This is a genomic window from Pedobacter faecalis (assembly GCF_030182585.1).
Lineage (GTDB): Bacteria > Bacteroidota > Bacteroidia > Sphingobacteriales > Sphingobacteriaceae > Pedobacter > Pedobacter faecalis.
On record NZ_JARXOW010000002.1, the window covers coordinates 90,358 to 112,222 of the forward strand.

The window sequence follows — 21,865 nt, forward strand, 5'->3', positions numbered from 1 at the left end:
AGTGTTCCGTTTCAGGTAATTAAATATAACGCTTTGTTGTTAAGCATAGCTATTGCTCTGTTGTTTATTTTTTAACAATTGTTTATTTGTCAACATGTTACGGGTTTTTTGGCTATGTTTGCCAGCGTTATTATGTTACAAGTAAATCTGGAGGAAGTGCTAGGTCGTCTGCAAATCGCTGCGCTGAACGAAATGCAGGAAAAGGCGATTGAAGTGGTGTCGAAAGGCGGGGATGTTGTGTTGCTTGCGCCTACAGGCTCTGGAAAAACCCTTGCTTTTCTGCTTCCGGTACTGATGGGGCTTGATGCAAATGCAAAGGGCGTGCAGTGTCTTATCGTTTCTCCTTCAAGGGAGCTGTCGTTGCAGATAGAGCAAGTGTGGCGGCAGATGGGTACGGGCTATAAAATAGTCAGCTGTTATGGAGGCCATGATTTCAAGACAGAAAGAAACGCTCTATTTCAGGCTCCGGCAGTGCTCATTGGTACGCCAGGCCGTCTGGCACACCACCTGGAATTGCAAACCTTTGATGAGTCACACATCAGGATGCTTGTGCTTGATGAGTTTGATAAATCGCTCGAGCTGGGCTTTCAAGACGATATGGCATATATTATCGGTATGTTGAAATCACTCCGCCAGCGCATATTGACATCTGCCACTGCCATGGAGGTACTCCCTTCATTTACCGGTATTCGAACCCCGCTAACTATCGATTTCTTGAAGGACGCATCGAGTACACCTCATTTCGCTTTTTATGAATTACGTTCTTCTTTGACCGGTAAAGCGGAAACCTTGCTCAAGCTTCTCTGCAAAGTCGGTAGTGAGCGTTCGCTTGTATTTTGCAATCAACGGGAAACCACTGAGCAACTGAGTTTAGCACTAGGCAGCCACCGGGTTGTTCACGATATCTATCATGGCGGTATGGATCAGGACGACCGTGAGCGGGCTTTGATGAAATTCAGAAACGGGAGTGTAACGGTGCTTCTAACTACCGACCTTGCTGCAAGAGGATTGGACATCGCTGAGGTGCACAACATTATTCACTATCAGATGCCCACTACCAGGGAAGCTTTTGTGCATCGCAACGGACGAACTGCGCGGATGAATGCGGCGGGCAGTGTGTTTCTTCTTCTTGCTGATGGTGAGTCCATTTCGTATGAATTGAGCGCGGAGATAACGAACGTAACGTTGCCTGATGAATTTTGCCTGCCCGCGGAGCCTATGTGGAAGACACTGTACTTTTCGGCTGGCAAGAAAGACAAGATAAATAAGATCGACATTGCAGGGCTTCTCCTAAAAAAGGGCGGTTTAAAAAAAGAAGACCTTGGCCTTATCGTGGTAAAAGAACATCAAGCCTTTGCTGCTGTTAAGGGAACCTGCGCTGAAGGATTATTAAAATCGCTCGCAGGTCAGCGAATAAAGAACAAAAAGATAAAAATAGCGTTAGCTTTGTAACATGAGTAATAATGATATTATGAAAAAGCTGCGCGTAGCGCTTGAGTTGACAAACGATGATATCATTAAGATTATGTCGTTGGTTAATTTTAAAATTACGCGGAGCGAGCTGGGAGATATCTTCCGGAGAGACGATCATCCTAATTTTAAAAAATGCGGCGACCAGATCCTGCGTAATTTTCTGAATGGACTTGTGATATATAAACGTGGACCCAGGGAAAAGCCAGCGTCAGAAAATGCTGTCTAGTAGCCTGCTAACAAAGCTAATCTTTCTTGGTGACGAGACGTATTTGTCAAATAAATTTTGCTAAAACGGTTTAAATTATTTTATTTGAAAAGGAAAGTGTACTTCACAACCAACCAAACGCAAACTAAATGAATATAAAACCATCGGAATTGCCTTTTATCGGAGTAGATATAGGTGGTTCTCATATTACTGCTGCGCATATCGATCCTAAATCTTATGAAGTAATTGATCACACGCTGAAACGAGAACGTGTAGCTTCTATGGGCAGCGCCGAAGTGATTTTGAAGTCGTGGGTCAGCGCTCTTTCGTCACTTATTCCAGATTCAGCTCAGGGAGATATTCAGGTCGGCATTGCCATGCCGGGCCCTTTCGACTATGAACAGGGTGTATCCCTGATGCAAAACCAGCAAAAATATGATGCTCTTTACGGTCTTAATGTAAGGAATTTACTTGCTGACAGGCTCGGGATACCGGGAGAGCATATCGTTTTTATAAATGATGCTGAGGCTTTTTTGCGCGGTGAACTTGCCTCTGGTGCGGCAGCTGACTTTGAACGCGCTATCGGCATAACACTGGGCACAGGCCTTGGCTCCACCAGCAATTGCAGCGGAAAGGTTCAGGATATGAACCTTGCATTTATGCCGTTTCATGATAGCATAGCTGAAGAATACATTTCTACACGTTGGTTTCTGAAGCGTTATAAGGAACATACAGGTAAAGATGCCAGAAATGTGGAAGAGGTACTTTGTGATGCAGACGAGGCGGTCAGATCGTTGCTGTTTGATGAATTTACTACAAATCTGGCTGCATTTCTAGATGCATTCATTGCACAGGAAAATCCGCAGGTGCTTGTGATCGGCGGAAATATTGCGAGGTGCTGGGACCACTTTATAGATCAGCTTAAGGATAAGGTGACAAATAAAGATGTGGTTATCCACCAAAGTAAAATGTGGGAGGATGCCGCCCTGGTTGGCGCGGCTTGTAGCTGGGCATAATATGAAAAGAGTATTTGCGCTGTTTGCTTTTACATTTGCAGTCCTCCAGCTTTCGGCCGCTACTGTCGATACGGTAGTCACACGAAGTGTGTCTATGAAAAAAGATATTAAGGCCGTTGTCATAAAGCCTGATTCTTACGGCTCGGGGAAGGCATATCCGACAGTTTATCTCTTACACGGTGCAGGTGATAAATTCTCTGGTTGGGTGAATAAGGTTCCGCGAATAAAGAAGTATGCGGATGATTTTGATCTGATCATCGTTTGCCCCGATGGCAATGTTACCAGCTGGTATTTTGATAGTCCGCTTGACCCCACGTGGAAATATGAGACCTACGTTGCGACAGAGCTGGTTAACTGGATAGACAACAAATACAACACCATTAAAAATCGGAGCGGCAGGGCGATCACTGGTTTAAGTATGGGCGGACACGGTGCGCTTTATTTGTCAATAAGGCATCAGGATGTGTTTGGCGCCGCCGGTAGCATGAGTGGTGGCGTAGATATCCGACCGTTTCCGATGAACTGGGACATTGCAAAACGACTTGGGCCTAAAAGCCAGTACCCTCAGCGTTGGGAGGAGAACACAGTGGTGAACTTGCTCCATCTGCTGGAACCTAACAAACTATCGTTGATCATTGACTGCGGCCGCGACGACTTTTTTTATGAGGTCAACATACAATTGCACGAGCGATTGGCCTACCTCAACATACCTCACGATTTTACCATACGCCCCGGTGCACATAACTGGGAGTACTGGACAAATGCGGTAGGATACCAACTGATGTATTTCAATAATTTTTTCGGCAGAAAGTAGACGCTCAGGCGTGGCCGATCACCAGTTCGTCGTGCATTAAAATGCATTCTTTTATGGCGTCTAGCAATGGGAGATCTATCCGGCAATCCAGGCTCTGCCGGCAATAATTATCATCTTCATGATCAATTTCAATCGTGGCCATACGCTCGTGGTGGTCGTTATAGATCTGAAATTTTTCCTCACTTAACGCTCGTATGTTGAAGATGTGTCCGTAGCCGGCTGAATCCGCCACCTGTATTTTGAACTGTTCCATAGTTTTAGGGTTGATTATTTTTTAACAATCTGTATTTCAGAATGTTCTTGCTATTTTCAGTTTTTTATGACAACATATTTTTTCCTATATTAGGCAAACTAAAATGTCATAACGATGAAAAAAACCATTGTATTATCCTTTATTGCGGCCTTTTTTACGCTGAGCGTGTCGGCTCAACAGGACAAGAGTAAAAGGCCAAGTCCCCCTGCTGTCACAAAAGAAACCACAGCTTCAGGTCTTACAATTATGATTGATTACAGTCAGCCTTCCCTGAAAGGACGTGCTATTGGTACAGAGCTTGCGCCCTACGGCAAAGTATGGCGGGCCGGTGCAAACGAGGCGACGATTTTTGAGATCAGCAAAAACGCGAAGGTGGAAGGAAAAGCACTTCCGGCCGGCAAGTACGCACTGCATGCAATTCCGGGTGAAAAGGAATGGGTATTTATATTTAACAAAAAATGGCAAAAGCCAGGTACAGAGTATAACGAGGCAGAGAATGCCCTTCAGGTAAGCGTGAGACCTGAAAAATCTTCTGCCGCTACCGAGAAGATGACATTTACCATAAGCAAAGCGGGAAAAGTTACGTTGCTTTGGGGCAACCTTGCCGTGCCTTTTAACGTAAAGTAATTTAGACAGCATTATTGAGAGGGCGCTGGCAGAAACCGGCGCCTTTTCTATTGTGCTAGGTGTATTTAAAATCTTTCTAAATAGTTCTTAATTACAGCATAATGACAGTCAAAAGGCATTCCCTTGTTACTTTTGTTACGCTAAAAATAAACAGAGTCTTACATTTTGGAATATTTAAAGATTATTGCTTTTACGCATAAGCAGATTGACCTTAAATCGCTGGGAAAGCTGGTAATATGTGAGCAGACGCTGGATGACCGGTTGCGAAATATTCAATCTGAACTTGCAATTAAAGAGATATTCTATGTAGGTACTTGTAATCGGGTGGAGTTTATTTTTACTTCTTCGGAAGTGATTGATCAGAACTTTATCCGCCGGTTTCTAACGGTGCTGGATATGGGCCTGCCTGATGCTTATATGGATCAGTTTGTCAAAAATGTGTCCGTTTACGAGCAGGCGGAAGCCTTTAATCATCTGTTAAGGACTTCCTGCTCCCTGGAAAGTCTTGTGGTGGGTGAAAAAGAGATTTTAGCACAAGTGCGTAAAGCTTATGAGGCATGTCGGGTGGCTGGTTTTACGGGTGATTACATGCGGATGATCATGAATCGCGTGGTTAAAACAGCTAAAGAGGTATACACACATACAAATATTTCTAAAAACCCGGTTTCTATCGTATCCCTGGCCTACCGTAAACTGCGCGATCTGAAGATGTGTTCCAGTGATGTCCGCTTGCTGATCATAGGCGCCGGAGAAACCAATCGTAACCTGGCGCAATATCTTAAAAAGCATAAGTATACCAATTTTGCCATATTCAACAGGAGTTTGGCCAATGCCGAAGGCCTCGCTAAGGAGTTGAACGGAACAGCTTATCCGCTTACTGCGCTTGAAAGCTATGACAAAGGTTTCGACGTGATCATTACCTGCACCGGTTCAACTGAACCCATTATTACGAGATCGATATATGAGAAATTGCTTAATGGCGAGAGTGGAAAGAAAATCATTGTAGATCTTGCGGTACCAAACGACACGGCTCCGGATGTGGTTGCTGCTTTCCCAATTCATTATATTGAGGTCGAGTCTCTGAAAGAAGTTGCCCGTAAGAACATACAGGAACGCTATGCAGAACTTGTAAACGCAGAGCATATTATTGAAGAGAATATTAAGGATTTTGAACTTGTGCTTCGTCAGCGCAAAATTGAAATTGCGATGAGTGGTGTGCCAAAGAAGATCAAGGAGATCAGGCAAACTGCCATTAACGGTGTCTTTGCCGATGAGATCAACGGATTAGATGAAAACTCCAGACTGATACTAGAGCGTGTGGTCAACTACATGGAGAAAAAGTATATCAGCGTTCCTATGGTTATGGCAAAAGAGATATTGGTTAAGAATAGCTAAATTACGCCAAAATTAGCATCCAACGTGAAAACATTAATTATCGGTACGAGAGGTAGCGAACTTGCCCTATGGCAGGCAAACTTCATAAAAGATAAACTGGCGGAGATCGGCGCGCCGGCAGAGATCAAGATCATTAAAACGCAAGGCGATAAGATATTAAATCTCAGGCTCGATAAGCTGGAAGGGAAGGGATTCTTTACTAAGGAACTTGAAGAAGAGCTTCTTGCCGGAACCATAGATCTCGCTGTGCATTCTCATAAGGATTTACCCACAGTGCATCCGGCCGGTCTGATCATTGCTGCTGTTCCGGAGCGTGAAGACCCCGCTGAACTTCTTCTTATTCTTAAGGACTGCGTTGATGTTACACAGAAATTGTCGCTAAAAACAGGGGCTATGGTAGGTACCTCCTCCAACCGCCGCAAAGCGCAGTTACTGGCATTGCGTCCGGATCTGAACATTGAGGACTTAAGAGGCAATGTGCCTACCAGGATCGGAAAGCTTCGCGATGAAGATTACGACGCCATCATGCTTGCCAGAGCTGGTGTAAAGCGTTTAAATATAGATCTGTCGGAATTTCATGTTGAAGTTCTGGATACTGCCGAACTTGTTCCTGCGCCTGCACAAGGTGCATTGGCTATTCAGATCAGGGAAAATGACCATGAGTTGTACAATGTACTGCAGCAGTTGCATCATCAGGAGACTGCCGATGAAATTGGTCTTGAGCGAAAAGTACTTAACTTATTTGAAGGCGGATGCCACATGCCGCTCGGCTGCTTTTGTAAGAGGGAAGCCGGTGAGTATGAGGTATGGGTATCTAAGGCAGAAAGCGCCGAACACTTCCCTGACCGGTTGTTCTTTCGCGTAAATAGCTTGGAAGGACTGGCTGAACGCATATTGTCAAAATATTCAGTTGAACGAAGAAGGCCTTCCAAAGTATTTATTTCCAGAGAAATAGGAGAGAATAATTATTTTAGAAGAGCCGTGGAAAAGCACGGGATCGAAATCGAAGGAAGGTCTTTGATCAGGACCTTTCCAATCGTAAATGTGCTTGATCCTTTTTATCTGAAAAACATTGACTGGATATTCTTTAGCAGTAGAAATGCGGTATCCTATTTCTTTAACTTAAAACCGTTGCTGTCCAAAAAAGTACAGTTTGGTGTGGTCGGCCGGGGTTCGGAGGACGAATTGCGTAGACATGGCCATACCGCCGGTTTTGTGGGGGTTGGGGGCGACATCGATGAGATAGCTCGTGATTTCGCGAAACTGGCCGAAAATAAAACAATCCTGTTTCCACGTGCACAGGATTCCCTGTTAAGTATACAAAGTCAGCTAAAGGCAAATACGAAGGTGGTTGATCTGCCGATATATGAAACGGTCGTAGAAGAAGATATAGACCCGACCTCTGCCGAGGTGCTCATTTTTACCAGTCCGAGTAACGTAGACGCTTATTTCGCGGATAATCTGCTGGACCGGGGACAGAAGGTGATTGCTATCGGTAATTCTACGGGCCGGAAACTGGAAGAAATGGGCGTGCGCTATGTGCTGCCATTCGCTCCCGATGAAATTGGCTTGGCCGAGGCGGTGTTCGGCATTGAAATTTAATAAATCAAGTTATGCAACGTCCGAGAAGATTGAGAAAGAACCCTGTTGTGAGGGAGATGGTTGCGGAAACCAGAGTCTCTAAGGATATGTTTATCTATCCTTACTTTGTAGTTCCGGGTAAAGATGTGGTTAGGGAAATAGGCGCGATGCCAGGGGTGAGTCATTTTTCTGAAGACACTTTAATCCGCGATGTAGAAAAAGGCCTGAAACTGGGCATCAATAAAATTATGCTGTTTGGCGTTGGCGATGAAAAAAGTGCCGATGCACACTCGGCTTATCACGACGACTCGTTGGTGCCTTCTGCAGTCAGAGCACTGAAAACTCAATTTGGGGAAGACTTGTATGTGGTGACCGACGTATGTGTTTGCTCGTATACCACGCATGGCCATTGCGGTATTCTGGAAAATGACTACGTACAGAATGACGCGACGGTAGAAGTTATCGCAAAGATGGCTTTAACCCATGCTCAGGCTGGGGCAGATATGCTGGCGCCGTCAGACATGATGGATGGCAGGGTCGCTGCCATGAGAAGTGTGCTGGATGGCGAAGGCTACGTAAACACCGCAATCATGTCTCATGCAACTAAGTTTGCTTCCGCATATTACGGCCCGTTCCGGGAGGCGGCCGATTGTGCACCTGGAAAGGGTGATCGCAAGGCTTATCAGATGGACTTCAGAAATGGTCAGGAGGCGGTTAGAGAGGCCATGCTGGATGAGAGCGAGGGTGCAGATGTACTTATGGTGAAACCTGCACTGGCATATCTTGATGTAATCCATAATCTTAAACAGCACACCGATCTGCCTATTGCATGTTATAATGTGTCGGGCGAATATGCAATGGTTAAAGCAGCTGCCGAGAAGGGCTGGATAGATGAGCAAAAGGTAGTAATGGAGACAATGCACGCCTTTGCGAGAGCTGGGGCAAGTATAATTACCACCTATCATATAAGGGATATTTTAGAGAAGAACTGGATGTAATATGTTGGAGTCATTAAAAAAAATCTTTTCAGGGAATGAGGGAGACGTACCAGTAAATACTGGATCTAAGCCCGATATCTCACGTGAAAAATCGGCCGAGCTGTACGAGAGAGCAAAAAAATACTTTCCGGGTGGGGTAAATTCTCCTGTAAGAGCCTTTAAATCGGTGTATGGAACACCTTTGTTCATCCAGAAAGGTGACGGTTGTTACGTATGGGATGCCGATGGAAATCAATTCATAGATTTTTGCGGAAGCTGGGGGCCGCTTATCCTTGGACACAACCATTCGAAAGTCCGGGAAAAGGTAACGGAGGTCATGCAGAATGGGATGAGTTTCGGCGCCCCGACGATACTGGAGAATGAGCTGGCAGAGCTGATCATAAAAAACAACCGCTTCGTCGAAAAGATCCGGTTTACGAGTTCAGGCACTGAGGCAGTAATGTCTGCCATCAGATTGGCCCGCGGCTATACCGGCCGCGACAAGATCATTAAGTTCGAGGGTTGCTATCATGGACACAGCGATTCCCTGCTTGTGAAGGCAGGATCCGGATTGGTGACTTTCGGAGAGACTTCGTCAGCCGGGGTGCCGAGATCATTTGCGGAAGAAACCGTGGTAATTCCCTTAAATGATGTCGCTGCACTGGAGCAGGCGTTCATGCAATTCAAGGATCAGGTGGCAGCGGTAATTATTGAAGGTATTCCGGCCAACAACGGCTTGCTGATGCAAACCGAAGAATATATGAAATCGCTTGAGCAGATATGTCGGGATAACCAGGCGTTGCTGATCCTCGACGAGGTGATTACAGGTTTCAGACTGGGGTTTGAAGGCGCTGCCGGTTATTACGGGATAAAACCTGACATTGTTACCTATGGTAAAATAATCGGTGGTGGGCTACCAGTAGGTATGTACGGTGCTTCATCAGAAATTATGAGCCATATATCGCCCGACGGCGGCGTGTATCAGGCAGGTACCTTGTCTGGGAACCCGGTGGCTATGGCAGCGGGAATAGCTCAACTCACCGAACTGCTGCGTTCTGGTTTTTATAAAGAGCTGAATAACAAGGCTGGCGAATTTGCTGCGAGCATCCAGCGGTTTGCAACGGCGCGGAACTATAAATTAACGGTGTTTAGTGTCGGCTCTATTTTCTGGTTTGCATTTACCGACAAAGACCAAATACGTTGTGCGGAAGATATTGACCCGCAAAGCATGGAAAAATTTAAACACTTGCACCGGGAACTCTTGAACCGCGGTATTTACATCGGACCTTCAGGTTACGAGGTTGGTTTTGTTTCGGCTGCCCATACCAAAATTGAGCTGGAGAAAGCGAAGCGTGCGATTTTTGATAGTCTGGATATCGTGTTTCGAAATAAGTAATTTATTATATATATTTATACGGAAATTACCCTGCTTTGAAGAAATCTATTATCATCTTCTATCTTTTGCTGCTCTATTCCCTTGTACAACTGATTTCCTGGGGTGCGATGGTAGTGCGGCTTGAGCGGTCGAGGATGGCTATGGTGATGGGCGAAGGCTCGGTTTTCCTGTTCCTGCTTTGTGTGGGCGCATATTTTCTTCATCGTGCCATCAAAAAAGAGGATCGCCTGAGGGAACAGCAGCAGAATTTTCTTTTGTCGGTCACGCATGAGCTTAAATCGCCGCTGGCGGCGATCAAGCTGTCCCTGCAAACAATTATTAAACGCGATTTGGACCGGCCCAGGCAAGTTTCCCTGCTCAATAATTCATTGAAAGATATTGAGCGGTTGGACGACCTTGTTGAAAACATGTTACTGGCCACCAAGATTGAGAACCGATCCTATTCTTTTCCTAAAGAAGAGTTCGATTTTTCGGAATTGGTTACAAAAATCACCGACCGTTTACAGATTCATTCCTGTGGATGCGAGCAGGTTATTAAACAGAAAATAGAACCCGGAGTCAAGTTAGTCGGAGACCAGTTTGCCCTGGCTTCCGTCGTCACTAATCTGGTAGAGAATGCAGTTAAATATTCAGGGCCTTGTGCGGAGGTTGGGGTAGAATTAACAATGAGAGACGGACATCCGTTTATGAGTGTGTCTGACAGGGGGCCGGGCGTACCTGACGCAGAAAAGATGCTGATTTTCGACAAATTTTACCGCGTTGGTGACGAAAATGTCAGAAAATCGAAGGGTACAGGTTTGGGCCTGTTTATTGTTAAAGAAGTTTTACAGAACCACGGTGCCGACATTAGCGTAAAGGACAATACGCCGCAGGGTGCCATTTTTGAAATTATATTTAATTGATATGTCACAGAAATTAAGAATACTGCTGGTCGAGGATGAAGACCACTTACTGGATGCCATAAAGCTCAATCTCGAACTGGAGGGGTACAAGGTCCATGCTGTAAAAGATGGTAAAACTGCTTTAAAAGTTTTCAAAGAGGAGCGGTTCAATCTGATCGTTCTGGACGTCATGCTTCCGGAAATGGATGGTTTTCAGGTCTGCGAAACGATCCGCCTGGAGAATACAGAGGTTCCAATCCTGTTTCTTACCGCTAAAAATACCAGTGAAGACCGCGTAATGGGCTTGAAAAAAGGTGCAGACGACTATCTTGTTAAGCCGTTTAACCTGGAGGAGCTGATCTTGCGGGTAGGTATTCTGGTTAAACGCAGTATGAAAGCAGACGACCTGAAAGAGCTGAATTCTTATAAAATAGGTGATAAGACCATATATTTTAACTCTTTTGAGCTTAAACATGATGACGGTACCATCGTTCCCCTTACCAAGAAGGAAACCATGCTGCTGAAACTGCTCATCGAGCGCAAAAACGAGGCTGTTTCCCGTGAACAGATTTTGGAAACCGTCTGGAACTATGATGTTTACCCATCAACGCGCACTATCGACAACTTCATTCTTACCTTCAGAAAGTACTTCGAGCCGGATCAAAAAAATCCGGTATACTTCCATTCGATCAGGGGTGTAGGTTATAAATTTACCGATACGCATTAATGTACAATAATACAGGCAGGTATGCCATAATGGCACTTCTGATCAGTGTCGCTGTGGTATGCTTTTTTATGGAGCAGATGCAGCTTGCCGCGCTGGCCGGACTGTTCTTGTGTTATGTGATCTGGAGTCACTTCAAACACAGTTCCGTAGTAATGGCTGCACGATTTTATCAGAATGGTGACTATGAGCGTGCTGCCAGGTTGCTGGATGAAGTACCTAATCCTGACCGTTTGGCCAGAAGCAGGAGGGGATATTACGAATTTATGCGTGGTAATATTGCCTTAAAGAAAGAACTTTACGACGACGCGGAGTATCATTTCCAGGTAGCCAGCCGTTTTCCCATGGGGGGAAGAAATGATAAAGCCTTCGTCCTGATCCATCTGGCCAACCTTTCCCTGCGCAAGCTAGACAGAGATAAAACCAGAGCATATCTGGCCAAGGCCAGGGAGATGGTGAGTACACCTAAGGCAAAAGAACTAATAGATAAATTGGAACGAGAATTAAATCGCTTATAATAACAACACAGATGAATACCTTATTTTTAGATGCAGCATTTTCAAAGCAAACAGAACGTCCACCGGTATGGATGATGCGCCAGGCTGGCCGTTTCATGCCTGAATATTGGGAGATCAAAAACAAGTATTCCTTCCTGGAAATGTGTAAGACACCTGAAATTGCTGCCGATGTAACTATGTTACCGGTAGACTTGTTGGGTATCGATGCAGCGATTCTATTTTCGGATATCCTGGTCACCGGAGAAGCAATGGGTGGCGATTTGAGTTTCACCCAGGGCATCGGTCCTAAATTCGCAAATCCGGTTCGCACTGCAGCAGATGTGGACGCACTCGAAGTTGATGTGCTCGACCGCTTACAATACGTTGCCGACGCCATTAAAGTTATTCAGCAACGCCTGAACGGCAGCATTCCTTTGATCGGCTTTGCAGGTGCGCCATTCACCGTAATGAGTTATCTGGTAGAAGGAGGTTCGTCCAAGGACTTCAAAACTACCAAACTGCTTATCCATAATGAACCTGAACTTGCCCATCGATTGCTGGCAAAAATTGCGCGTGTGACAGCAGACTACCTGAATCTGCAGATTGCAGCAGGTGTCAATGCAGTACAAATATTCGATAGCTGGGCGCTGGCATTGTCCTGGAATGACTACCAGGAATTTTCCCATCGGTATATCAAAGAGATCATAGCCAATTTAAACCGTAAGGATATTCCTGTCATCTCATTCTGTAAAGGCAGCTCCGTCTTTGCTCCGATTATGGCAGAGGCCAATCCAGATGTGGTGTCGGTTGACTGGAACGCAGATTTGCTGAACATAAAAAACAGCCTTCCAAATGGTATTGCTGTGCAGGGCAACCTAGATCCGCATATTCTATATGCCGATAAACCGGTTATCAAAAAACATATCCTGCAACTCTTTGAGCGCATGCGCGGGCAAAACGGCTTTATCTTCAATCTGGGTCATGGAATCATGCCCGATATTCCCTTTGATCACGTAAAGTACGCTATCGAAGTCGTAAAAGAATTCAGATACTAATTCCCATTATGCAGGCCTATTACTACATACTAGCCGTCCATATCACTTTCGTGGTAAGCTGGATGGCTGGCTTGTTTTATAGTGTCCGGCTTTTTATCTACCATACCGAGGCAAACGAACTTTCTGATACTGAGCGCAGCATATTACAGCAAGCTTACGGACGTATGGAACATAAACTGTGGTATATCATCACCGTACCAGCCATGGTGCTTACTTTGCTGGCAGGCATCGGCATGTTAGTCGTGAACCCGGCACTTTTGCAAATGCCCTGGCTTCATGTAAAGCTCGGTTTTGTACTGTTACTCGTTTTGTATCATTTCACATGCCAGCGCATCATGAAGCAACTGCAGACTGGTATTTTTAAATACAGCGCATTTCAGCTTCGTATGTGGAATGAGGTAGCTACTATACTGCTCGTGGCCATCGTCTTCACCGTTGTGTTAAAAAGTGCGGTCAACTGGATATACGGACTTATTGGGCTATTACTGTTTGCCATCATCATTATGGCCGCAGTAAAGTGGTACAAACACTACCGGAACAAACACGGAAATTAATTTTCGAATAGCGTGCAACGTTTCTGCGAGCGCGTGCGTCTTACCACCATATAACATGAAATTGACGCAATATACCACAGAGGAACTTCTTAACGGCTGCAGGGCGGGTAACCGCAGGGTGCAGGAGGCCTTATACAGGCAGATGTCGGCCAAGATGCTTGCTGTATGTATGCGCTATGCCAGGGACGCGATGGAGGCCGAAGATATTCTTCAGAACGGTTTTATAAAGATATTTCAAAAGATCGGCGAATACAGGTCGGACGGTGCTTTCGAGGGCTGGATACGCCGCATAATGGTGAACACTGCGATTGAGCACTACAGGAAGAACAAACGCTCCATGCACATCGTGTCTATCGAAGAGACAACTGAACAGCCGTCAGGAAATATTAACCTTAACAACCTCGGGATGCAGGACCTGATGAAAGTGATCCAGAAGCTGGCCGACGGCTACAGGATGGTATTCAACATGTATGCTATTGAAGGATACTCTCATAAAGAGATCGCCGAGTCGCTAGGAATATCAGAAGGGGCAAGCAAATCACAGCTTTCCAGGGCAAGGTCTATTCTGAAACAGGAAATTATCAAATTGGAGGGTATTAATTATGCAACATATGCAGGATAAAGAGTTCGATGAGCTATTCAAAATTAAGCTCGATCAGGTAGAAATAAAGCCGCCGGTTCAGCTTTGGGATAAAATACAGGAGAATTTGGACGGACCGAAAAAGAGAAATGCCCCCGTGGCATACTGGGTGGCAGCCGCAGTAGTCATCATTTTAGGCGCCGTAGCATTACTGTCGCCCAATACCGAGAAGCTTCAGTTGCAAAGACCAGTTGCTGTCGAAACCCCGGTTGAGGTTTTGAAGGAAGAGCCAACAGCTCCAGCTATGCCCGTTAAAACGGCGAGTGAGAGAAAACCTGCTTATCAAAGCACACCGCTGGTTATTGCACCCAGAGTATCTGAGGATGAATTGCGGGAAAGTTTTGTAGCCATGCAACCTAATCCGGTAACTGAGCGTCATGATATTAAGAAAGATAAAATAATTGAGATAAAGCCGACAGAACCTGCGGTTGCCACGCCAGATGAAGTTATGATGGCTGATGCCGGAATCTCGCCGGAAGCCCTGGCTCAGGCTACGACAGCTGAATCGGACGGGGAGAGGAAAGGCATACGCAACGCAGGAGATGTGATCAACTATGTGGTTGGCAAGGTTGACAAGCGGGAAAGAAAGATCATTCAGTTTCGAACAGACGAAGATGACAATTCCTCATTGGTTTCTTTGAACATCGGTATTATAAAATTTAACAAAAGATCTGACAGATAAAACATTATAAACACACACAAAAATGAAAAACCTGATATTAACAGCACTCATGGTAAGCGGGCTTACCGGTGCCATTGCCTCAACCGCTGCCGGACAGCAAGATTCCACCGCCAAGGAAAAGTCCAAGTGGCGCGACCGTAAGGAATACAGCGTAACACTCGGAATTCGTGATACCGAGAGCAGCGATAGCACAAGACGGACCAAAGCCAGCAAGGGCAGATTCGTAGGCGGGCTTACCTTCACCCGGATCGATCTCGGATACAGCCGGTTGATCGACAACGGCAGCTTTACACTTTCTCCCGAAAACGAGTTCCTGGATTACCGTGGTGGAAAAACCAGTACCTTCTCCTTCGATGTTGTACAAATGGGCTACCGGTTTAACCAGAACTTTAAGATCTACGTTGCCGGAGGTTTCGATTGGACGCATATACGGTTGAACAAAGACATTACCATACAGCCAGATCAGCGCGAATTAACCTACGTAGAGGAGGATATCCAATTCTCCAAGAACCGTTTTTCCAGCAGCTATGTACACATTCCGCTCAACTTCGAGCTAAGAACATCTGAAAACAGCAAAGGTAATCGCTTCTACTTCATTGCAGGCCCCGAGGTCAGCTTCCTGCTCAACGGTAAGGTTAAACAAAAGAGCGACGAGCGCGGTAAGCAGAAGTTCAAAGACGACTATAATTTTCAGGCGCTACGATACGGAGCTACCGCCAGGTTCGGTTATGCAGGTATAGGTTTCTTCACCAAGTTCTATTTCAACGATATGTTTGCCACCGATGCGCAGAAAGGGCTGAAAAACATGTCTTTCGGTATCACACTCGGACTGAACTAGAAAGCCGCAATTTCTTTTATCTTTGACCTGTGCAAGAAGAAATCATTCAGGTCAGAAATCTCAGTAAACAATACCTGCCAGAGCTTCCGGCAGGTATTCGTCATATAAACTTTTCCGTAAACGCAGGAAGTATTGTAGCCATTATAGGCGAAAGCGGCAGCGGAAAATCGACCCTTTTAAAAGCCATTTATGGTGCCGTTAAAGTGGATGAGGGCGAGGTACTTTTCCAGGGAAAGCGCGTCTTAGGACCCGATGAGCAACTTATCCCGGGGCATAAAGAAATGAAGATGGTTACCCAGGATTTCTCCCTGAACATCTACGCCAAGGTGTACGACAACATATCGTCTATGCTGTCCAACACCGATATCAAATCAAAGCACGAGAAGACCATTCAAATGATGGAACATCTGCGTATCTCTCACCTGAAAGACAAAAAGATTACACAGTTGAGCGGCGGCGAGCAGCAGCGTGTAGCTATCGCTAAGGCGCTGATCAGCGATACCGCTGTGCTATTGCTCGATGAACCCTTTAGCCAGGTAGACGCATTGCTTAAAAACCAGTTGAGGGCAGACATCAAACGCATTGCGCGCGAAACGGGCGTCACCGTCATCATGGTATCTCATGATCCGGCCGACGGCCTGTTTCTGGCCGACGAGCTCTTAATCGTAAAAGACGGACAATTGCTTCAGAAGGGCGAGCCATCATACCTTTATAACCACCCTGAACACGTGTACACAGCACGGATACTGGGCAATGCCAATGTGCTTAATACCAGTGAGGCCAGGCAACTTCAGCTCGAACCAGTCGGAGGACACCTGGTATTCTATCCAGAGTGGGTGCATCTTGGAAGCAGTTGGAACAGCCGCAAATACGAAGTTAAAGATGTTTATTACAAAGGATTTTATGAGGAGCTTTTGCTATACCGCAACGGTGTACACATCAGGGCTATCCAACTTAACCGCGGCGAACATCGAAGACACGATTATGTCCAGGCGGAGATCAGTAAGACGCTCGCAATACATTAATCTAAGCCGGTTCCTTCAGCTTCACATACAGCAACTCAAAGTTCCGAAGGGCAGGAATGTCTTTAATCTCCGATACCGGTTTTTTACCCGGAGGCTTCATCGGTACCGGCATCACGAAGTACTCACCCATGCGCGCTAATACCCTTCCCTTGGAAAAGAAACTGCTGTCCGATTTGGTTTTATAAGCACCCGCCTGCATCACCTTTCCGCTCTTCTTATGGTAAAATACATTTCTCGGTGTACGCCTCGAGCCAAAACTGTAACGGAAGGTCACCCAATCGTCGTTAATAAACAAACTGTTGTTATCATACATCAGATTAGAAGACTCCATCCTGTTCCAGTACGCGAAATGGTCTTTAGGTGTTGCTTCAGTTTTTATGTCTATGTTCGGTTTTATGCTTTCAGGCAGCTCAACCGTGTATGCCGGCTTAATGCCTTTTTCCGACAGGCTGTAAATATTGCGATCAAGCAAAGGAAAATAGTAGACATCATTATCGTAGTTCTCGAACTGATGAGGAAAGGTCAGGTCCAGGTTCTTCTGTATGGGCCAGTAAAACATCTCCTTGGCCTGAGGGGTAAGCATATTGCCGCTGCGATGATATAGGCTGATCCGTCGCATATACTTATTATTGTTGTTATTAAGCATTTCGCTTACATAAAAATCGCCGCTCTTGGCAAAGGTCAGTCCGAAGTCTTTAATGCCCACAATAGTAAGCGTGTCAAACGGCAGCCCGCTGGTTCTGTACCGGAAAATCTTTTTAAGATCAAGATCCAATATTTCAATAAGCCCGTTCTGACTGTCAAATGCTACATCAGCGATATTTGTATAATTGTCATTGCGTTCATGCAGGTTATGGATCCTGGTTGCCGGCCTGCCTTTCTCATCAAAAATAAGCACCATGCTTTGCAGTCTGTCGGCCACAATAATCGCGCTGTCAGTCACAAACAGATTCGAAATATGCTTAATGGAGAAGCCTGAATCAGTTTTCAGTTTAACGCGATACATTTCAGCGGCAATATCTTCAATATACACCGTAGGCGTGTCATTAGGGTTCAGCCTGATCTTCTCGCCCAATGCAGTGGCGGGCTCAACGGTCTTGGCTTCTTTATTTTGATTACAGCTGGCTGCGAGCAGTGCAATAAATAACAGTAACAGGCAATGTCTCATGAAATATCTGGATAAAACCTGCCATCCTACACGGATGGCAGATCGGTTAGGGAATGCTAGTAGTCGTAGTGATAAGAACCCAGGATATTGGTTACATCATGCCCGGCCCATGGATCTGCCGGATAAGACGGTCCTGGTCTGCGGTCGTAAGTAACGATCTGCCCGCACATCGTCCCGGAGTTACTAGCAGTGAAATAGTAAAAGCCGTCATCATAACCATACCAGCCGTAGCTAGCATAGAAGTCGTCATTTACAAATGTCCACGTACCAGTCCTTCTCCAGGTTTCCGGATAACTGCCACAATATTTAGTTCCGTTTCCATCGGTCCATGCCGCAACAGCCTTGCTTGGCGAAGTGGTTACATCGTAGTCAAACGCTGCGTATTGCAGATTAAAAACAAGTGTTAATACAACGGCTAACACGCCTGTGATTTTTAATAATTTTTTCATTGTTTGTTTTTTAATGTGAATGATTAAGTATTAGGATGTTTCAAAGCAACATATGTCAGACCCCTGGCGGGGTCACCAGTGCTGAAGCTTAAAGCGCCTGCCGTTTACGGTCGGCGCCATACACAAGTGATACGTCATATAGGTATTGGTTTGTGTCATTTTGTTGCCGGATTGCCAGGAGCAGCCTGATGTTTTTGAAAATCATTCCGCTGCTTCAGCAGATCTTTTAATTCCTTCTTGAGCATCGTGCTGTCGTGCCATATTTTACTATGCTGATGACCGTAAGCCCCCAGGATGATGAGGTAAACTACAAAGCCAGACAAAGCAAGGCGGTTATACTTTTTATATTGTAAAGCCTTATCCAGGAAGTAGGCAATGAGAAAAAATACACCGATCGATGCCATGTACACATAGCGGTCGGCCACAATCGCAAACCTCGAAATTGGGATAATGTGCAAGGCCACACCCAGGTGAATAATAAAGAACACAATCCCAAAGAACACCCAGCGTTTCTTCCAGAAATCCAGAAAAGACACCACGATGATCAGCAGCATCGCCGGATAGAGCCAAAACCTGAGAGGTACGTTCTCGCCCATGGCATTTGGAAACATATACAGATAACTCAGGTTCACCGGGAACAAACATTTCACCAGGTATTCCGTGATGGAGTAAGAGGCAAATATTACATTCTGATAAAAAGGATATTTAGGGGCATCCGAGAGCAGACCCACTTTATCGGCCCCCTGCGACAGCAGCGTGATGTATCCAAAGATCAGTGACAGCACAAAGAAGGGAATTTTTTCTAACCATACACTGCGCGACTTCAGGTCACGTTTCAACGTATAATCTACCAGCAGCAGGCATACAGGCAAAGTAACGGCCTGCTCTTTGCCACCAAAGGAGCAAATGAAAAGAAAAAGCGTAAGAACGTAAAACGCCACCTTTCTGTTTTCAAGATAACTTAAATAGGCATGGAGGGCAGCCAGGTAGAAGAAACTGTAGATTAATATCTTAGACGCAGATATCCAGGCGACCGACTCCACCAGGAAGGGGTGCACCGCCATCAGTAATGCCGTGATCATGGCTATGCGTTGCACAGAAGCGCGCTCAAAACTCTCCGCTTTGCCAAGCAATCTCAGCATAAAGAAATAAGTAAGCACCGCATTGGCTACGTGCAGCAGAACGCCAAAGGTATGAAACCAGAAGGGATCATAACCAAACAAGGCATACAAAGCTGTGTAAGAAAGCTGGTTTAGCGGAGCATACTGACCCTCGTAAAAATCAGTGAATATCGCCTCCAGATTTTCCATGGTAAAGCCACCCGCCGTGTACAGGTTAATCACCACCCATTGGTCGTCCCAGGCCAGCTGGAACTGATGCGAGAAAACAGGAATATATACAAGCACAGCAGCTACTGCCAGTGCAAGCACAGCCTTCAGCGTTTTAGTCATACATTAAAAAAAAAGATTAGCTTACCTGTTCAAGGTGCTTAAACTGAAAATCGAAAGTGCCATCCCGGCAATAATAATAAGAGCGTCTTGTCCGCGAGTACCTCACATCGGCGCCGAGCGACCGCAAAATATCCACGTACTCGAACACCGTCCGTTCGCTCACGCTGAGTTTTTTCGCAAGCTGTTCCGGCGATCCGGTGTTGCGCTTTCGGATAAGTTCATTTAAATAGTCGAGGCGATCAAAATAATACTTAGGCATAGGGAAATGATTAAGTTTTTGAGCTGTTAACAAAAAAGGTTTATACTGGTTGTATAAAGTTAAGCATCTATACCGCAGAAAATCTGCGTTCTACAACTTTTTTTTTTAAACAAAAAAAAGAGCCTGATATTTCAAATACCAGGCTCTTCTTAAAAATACAGATAAGTTTAGGTCACGTCCCTCGAAGGAATCAATACCACTTTCATCCGGATTGGAACTTCGGGTTTTAGCGGATTTTCACTGTAGACCGATTGTTGTATGTCAATTCTTATACCGCCCTTATAGTGCTCATAGCTGTATGCAATACCTTCGTAAGTGTACGGAAGCTGGATATAGCTGCTTTTCTTTACAGGGTGATCAAGATAAACCAATACACCCTCTATATCAACATTTAGCTGATCAATTTCCGGGACATCAATCGTGGCCGTATACGTTCCGCCGTCCGTAGATTCCACCCACTCATCAGGCTGTATATTAAATATAATTGTTCTGTTAGACGTTTCCTGAATGATGGTGTCTTTTTTGCACGACACCAGGCCCAGCGTGGTGGTACAGAGAAGGAGTAGAATTAGATTTCTCATGATTTGCGTGTTTTTTAATGTTAAAGCAAATCTGCTGCCAATAGTTAAATATTTGGTTTAAACCCAAGGGCTTAAACCAGATATTCAAACAAGGTCTGATCGTTGTTCACTTCTATGATCTCAAACTTGAACGCCTTCATACGTTCTACGAGCGACACATAATCGGCCCTGTTGGCCAATTCAATGCCTACCAGGGCAGGACCATTCTCACGATTTGTTTTTTTGATGAACTCAAACCGGGTGATATCGTCATGCGGACCTAACACATTATTTACAAAGAGTTTCAGTGCACCTGGTCTTTGCGGAAAGCGCACAATAAAATAATGTTTCAATCCCTCAAAGAGGAGCGACTTCTCCTTGATCTCCTGCATACGCTCAATATCGTTGTTTCCGCCGCTTACAATACATACGACCGTTTTTCCCTTGATGTCGTCCTTAATATAGTCCAGCGAAGCCACAGCAAGCGCACCTGCCGGCTCTACCACTATGGCATCCTCGTTGTACAGCTTTAAAATCGTTGTGCATACACGGCCTTCCGGCACGAGCAACATCTGGTCGAGCAACTGCGCGCAGTACGAAAAAGTCAGATTACCCACACGTTTTACCGCCGCACCGTCAACAAAGCGATCAATATCGTCGAGCAATACCGGGGCACCGCTTTCCAGTGCAAGCTTCATGGAAGGCGCCCCTTCCGGTTCCACGCCAATCAGTTTAACGTCAGGCTTCACACCCTTTATATAACTGCCCACGCCTGAAGCCAGGCCGCCGCCGCCCACTGGCATCACAATGACGTCCAGATCAGGCAGGTCTTCATAGATCTCTACGCCAACCGTACCCTGTCCCTCCATAATTTTCGGATTATCGAAAGGAGGGATAAAGGTCATCCCATGCTTTTCCGTATACAGCAACGCCTCGCGCAAACAGTCGTCAAATGTATCACCCACCAGCACAATCTCAATAAGGTCGCCGCCAAACATCTCCGTTTGCCTCACCTTTTGCTTAGGCGTAATCTCCGGCATAAAGATCACACCCTTAATGTTCAGTTTCTTGCACGAATAAGCCACGCCCTGTGCGTGATTGCCTGCACTCGCACAAACCACACCCTGGGTCATTTCTGCGGGTTGCAGACTGCTGATCATGTTATACGCGCCCCGGAGTTTGTACGAGCGCACCACCTGCAGGTCCTCCCGCTTCAGGTATATCTCTGCACCATACCGTTCCGAAAGCACCGCATTGTACTCCAGGGGAGTCCGCCGTACGGTTCCTTTCAGCCGCAGGGCAGCCCGTTCAAAATCCAGTTCTGTTGTTTCTATATTCATATGTT

At 45.7% G+C, this 21,865-nt stretch carries 25 protein-coding genes; 18 read left to right on the forward strand and 7 right to left on the reverse strand.

Annotated elements, in window-relative coordinates:
• Positions 1 to 132 precede the first annotated feature (132 nt).
• The 4 genes from QEP07_RS14050 to QEP07_RS14065 all read left to right on the forward strand — a co-directional run bounded on the left by QEP07_RS14050 (position 133) and on the right by QEP07_RS14065 (position 3,508).
• Positions 133 to 1,452 carry a DEAD/DEAH box helicase gene (locus tag QEP07_RS14050; protein ID WP_285010807.1) on the forward strand — a complete coding sequence of 440 codons (1,320 nt, stop codon included), beginning with the start codon at positions 133 to 135 and terminating at the stop codon, positions 1,450 to 1,452.
• A gap of 1 nt (position 1,453) precedes the next feature.
• Positions 1,454 to 1,699: a DUF1456 family protein gene (locus tag QEP07_RS14055; RefSeq protein WP_256007164.1), complete on the forward strand. Its 246-nt coding sequence runs from the start codon at positions 1,454 to 1,456 to the stop codon at positions 1,697 to 1,699.
• A 128-nt stretch (positions 1,700 to 1,827) separates the two neighbouring features.
• A complete protein-coding gene (locus QEP07_RS14060) occupies positions 1,828 to 2,694 on the forward strand; it encodes an ROK family protein (protein WP_285010808.1) in 867 nt (288 codons plus the stop codon).
• A gap of 1 nt (position 2,695) precedes the next feature.
• A complete protein-coding gene (locus tag QEP07_RS14065) occupies positions 2,696 to 3,508 on the forward strand; it encodes an alpha/beta hydrolase (protein ID WP_285010809.1) in 813 nt (270 codons plus the stop codon).
• Positions 3,509 to 3,512: 4 nt separating this feature from the next.
• Here the strand turns inward: QEP07_RS14065 and QEP07_RS14070 are convergent, their stop codons facing one another.
• A complete protein-coding gene (locus tag QEP07_RS14070) occupies positions 3,513 to 3,761 on the reverse strand; it encodes a hypothetical protein (RefSeq protein WP_285010810.1) in 249 nt (82 codons plus the stop codon).
• A gap of 114 nt (positions 3,762 to 3,875) precedes the next feature.
• Between QEP07_RS14070 and QEP07_RS14075 the strand changes: the two genes are divergently transcribed.
• The 14 genes from QEP07_RS14075 (at position 3,876) to QEP07_RS14140 (ending at position 16,633) form a co-directional block, all read left to right on the forward strand.
• Positions 3,876 to 4,388, forward strand: coding sequence for a DUF2911 domain-containing protein (locus tag QEP07_RS14075; protein WP_285010811.1), 513 nt, complete (start codon positions 3,876 to 3,878; stop codon positions 4,386 to 4,388).
• 165 nt (positions 4,389 to 4,553) lie between these two features.
• Complete coding sequence (gene hemA, locus QEP07_RS14080) at positions 4,554 to 5,783, forward strand: glutamyl-tRNA reductase (RefSeq protein ID WP_256007169.1); 1,230 nt, start codon at positions 4,554 to 4,556, stop codon at positions 5,781 to 5,783.
• Positions 5,784 to 5,807: 24 nt separating this feature from the next.
• The gene (gene hemC / locus QEP07_RS14085; protein WP_285010812.1) at positions 5,808 to 7,385 is read left to right on the forward strand and encodes a hydroxymethylbilane synthase; all 1,578 of its coding nucleotides are present in this window, start codon (positions 5,808 to 5,810) and stop codon (positions 7,383 to 7,385) included.
• 11 nt (positions 7,386 to 7,396) lie between these two features.
• Entirely contained in the window at positions 7,397 to 8,362 is a 966-nt protein-coding gene (gene hemB, locus QEP07_RS14090; RefSeq protein ID WP_256007171.1) for a porphobilinogen synthase, read from the forward strand.
• A gap of 1 nt (position 8,363) precedes the next feature.
• A complete protein-coding gene (gene hemL / locus QEP07_RS14095; protein WP_285010813.1) occupies positions 8,364 to 9,737 on the forward strand; it encodes a glutamate-1-semialdehyde 2,1-aminomutase in 1,374 nt (457 codons plus the stop codon).
• Positions 9,738 to 9,772: 35 nt separating this feature from the next.
• Positions 9,773 to 10,639, forward strand: coding sequence for a sensor histidine kinase (locus tag QEP07_RS14100; RefSeq protein WP_285010814.1), 867 nt, complete (start codon positions 9,773 to 9,775; stop codon positions 10,637 to 10,639).
• Between the two features lies 1 nt (position 10,640).
• A complete protein-coding gene (locus QEP07_RS14105; RefSeq protein WP_256007174.1) occupies positions 10,641 to 11,345 on the forward strand; it encodes a response regulator transcription factor in 705 nt (234 codons plus the stop codon).
• Positions 11,345 to 11,860, forward strand: coding sequence for a tetratricopeptide repeat protein (locus QEP07_RS14110; RefSeq protein ID WP_285010815.1), 516 nt, complete (start codon positions 11,345 to 11,347; stop codon positions 11,858 to 11,860). Before QEP07_RS14105 ends, QEP07_RS14110 begins: the two co-directional genes overlap by 1 nt.
• An 11-nt stretch (positions 11,861 to 11,871) precedes the next feature.
• Positions 11,872 to 12,894 carry a uroporphyrinogen decarboxylase gene (gene hemE / locus QEP07_RS14115; protein WP_285010816.1) on the forward strand — a complete coding sequence of 341 codons (1,023 nt, stop codon included), beginning with the start codon at positions 11,872 to 11,874 and terminating at the stop codon, positions 12,892 to 12,894.
• A gap of 8 nt (positions 12,895 to 12,902) precedes the next feature.
• Complete coding sequence (locus QEP07_RS14120; RefSeq protein WP_285010817.1) at positions 12,903 to 13,448, forward strand: CopD family protein; 546 nt, start codon at positions 12,903 to 12,905, stop codon at positions 13,446 to 13,448.
• A 55-nt stretch (positions 13,449 to 13,503) separates the two neighbouring features.
• Positions 13,504 to 14,070, forward strand: coding sequence for an RNA polymerase sigma factor (locus QEP07_RS14125; protein WP_285010818.1), 567 nt, complete (start codon positions 13,504 to 13,506; stop codon positions 14,068 to 14,070).
• Positions 14,060 to 14,770, forward strand: coding sequence for a hypothetical protein (locus QEP07_RS14130; RefSeq protein ID WP_285010819.1), 711 nt, complete (start codon positions 14,060 to 14,062; stop codon positions 14,768 to 14,770). Before QEP07_RS14125 ends, QEP07_RS14130 begins: the two co-directional genes overlap by 11 nt.
• Before the next feature lie 22 nt (positions 14,771 to 14,792).
• Positions 14,793 to 15,608 (forward strand): outer membrane beta-barrel protein, encoded by an 816-nt coding sequence (locus tag QEP07_RS14135; RefSeq protein ID WP_285010820.1) that lies wholly within the window; start codon positions 14,793 to 14,795, stop codon positions 15,606 to 15,608.
• Positions 15,609 to 15,637: 29 nt separating this feature from the next.
• Positions 15,638 to 16,633 (forward strand): ABC transporter ATP-binding protein, encoded by a 996-nt coding sequence (locus tag QEP07_RS14140; RefSeq protein WP_285010821.1) that lies wholly within the window; start codon positions 15,638 to 15,640, stop codon positions 16,631 to 16,633.
• A 1-nt stretch (position 16,634) separates the two neighbouring features.
• Here QEP07_RS14140 and QEP07_RS14145 read toward each other — a convergent pair whose 3' ends face one another.
• The 6 genes from QEP07_RS14145 to ilvA form a co-directional block, all read right to left on the reverse strand.
• Entirely contained in the window at positions 16,635 to 17,801 is a 1,167-nt protein-coding gene (locus QEP07_RS14145; RefSeq protein WP_285010822.1) for a DUF4934 domain-containing protein, read from the reverse strand.
• Positions 17,802 to 17,857: 56 nt separating this feature from the next.
• The gene (locus tag QEP07_RS14150) at positions 17,858 to 18,250 is read right to left on the reverse strand and encodes a hypothetical protein (protein WP_256007183.1); all 393 of its coding nucleotides are present in this window, start codon (positions 18,248 to 18,250) and stop codon (positions 17,858 to 17,860) included.
• A gap of 155 nt (positions 18,251 to 18,405) precedes the next feature.
• Entirely contained in the window at positions 18,406 to 19,701 is a 1,296-nt protein-coding gene (locus tag QEP07_RS14155) for a hypothetical protein (RefSeq protein ID WP_285010823.1), read from the reverse strand.
• Between the two features lie 16 nt (positions 19,702 to 19,717).
• Positions 19,718 to 19,960, reverse strand: a complete 243-nt coding sequence (locus tag QEP07_RS14160) for a helix-turn-helix domain-containing protein (RefSeq protein WP_256007185.1) — start codon at positions 19,958 to 19,960, stop codon at positions 19,718 to 19,720.
• A gap of 167 nt (positions 19,961 to 20,127) precedes the next feature.
• Positions 20,128 to 20,541 (reverse strand): hypothetical protein, encoded by a 414-nt coding sequence (locus QEP07_RS14165; RefSeq protein ID WP_285010824.1) that lies wholly within the window; start codon positions 20,539 to 20,541, stop codon positions 20,128 to 20,130.
• 71 nt (positions 20,542 to 20,612) lie between these two features.
• The gene (ilvA, locus tag QEP07_RS14170; protein WP_256007187.1) at positions 20,613 to 21,860 is read right to left on the reverse strand and encodes a threonine ammonia-lyase IlvA; all 1,248 of its coding nucleotides are present in this window, start codon (positions 21,858 to 21,860) and stop codon (positions 20,613 to 20,615) included.
• Between the last annotated feature and the right edge of the window lie 5 nt (positions 21,861 to 21,865).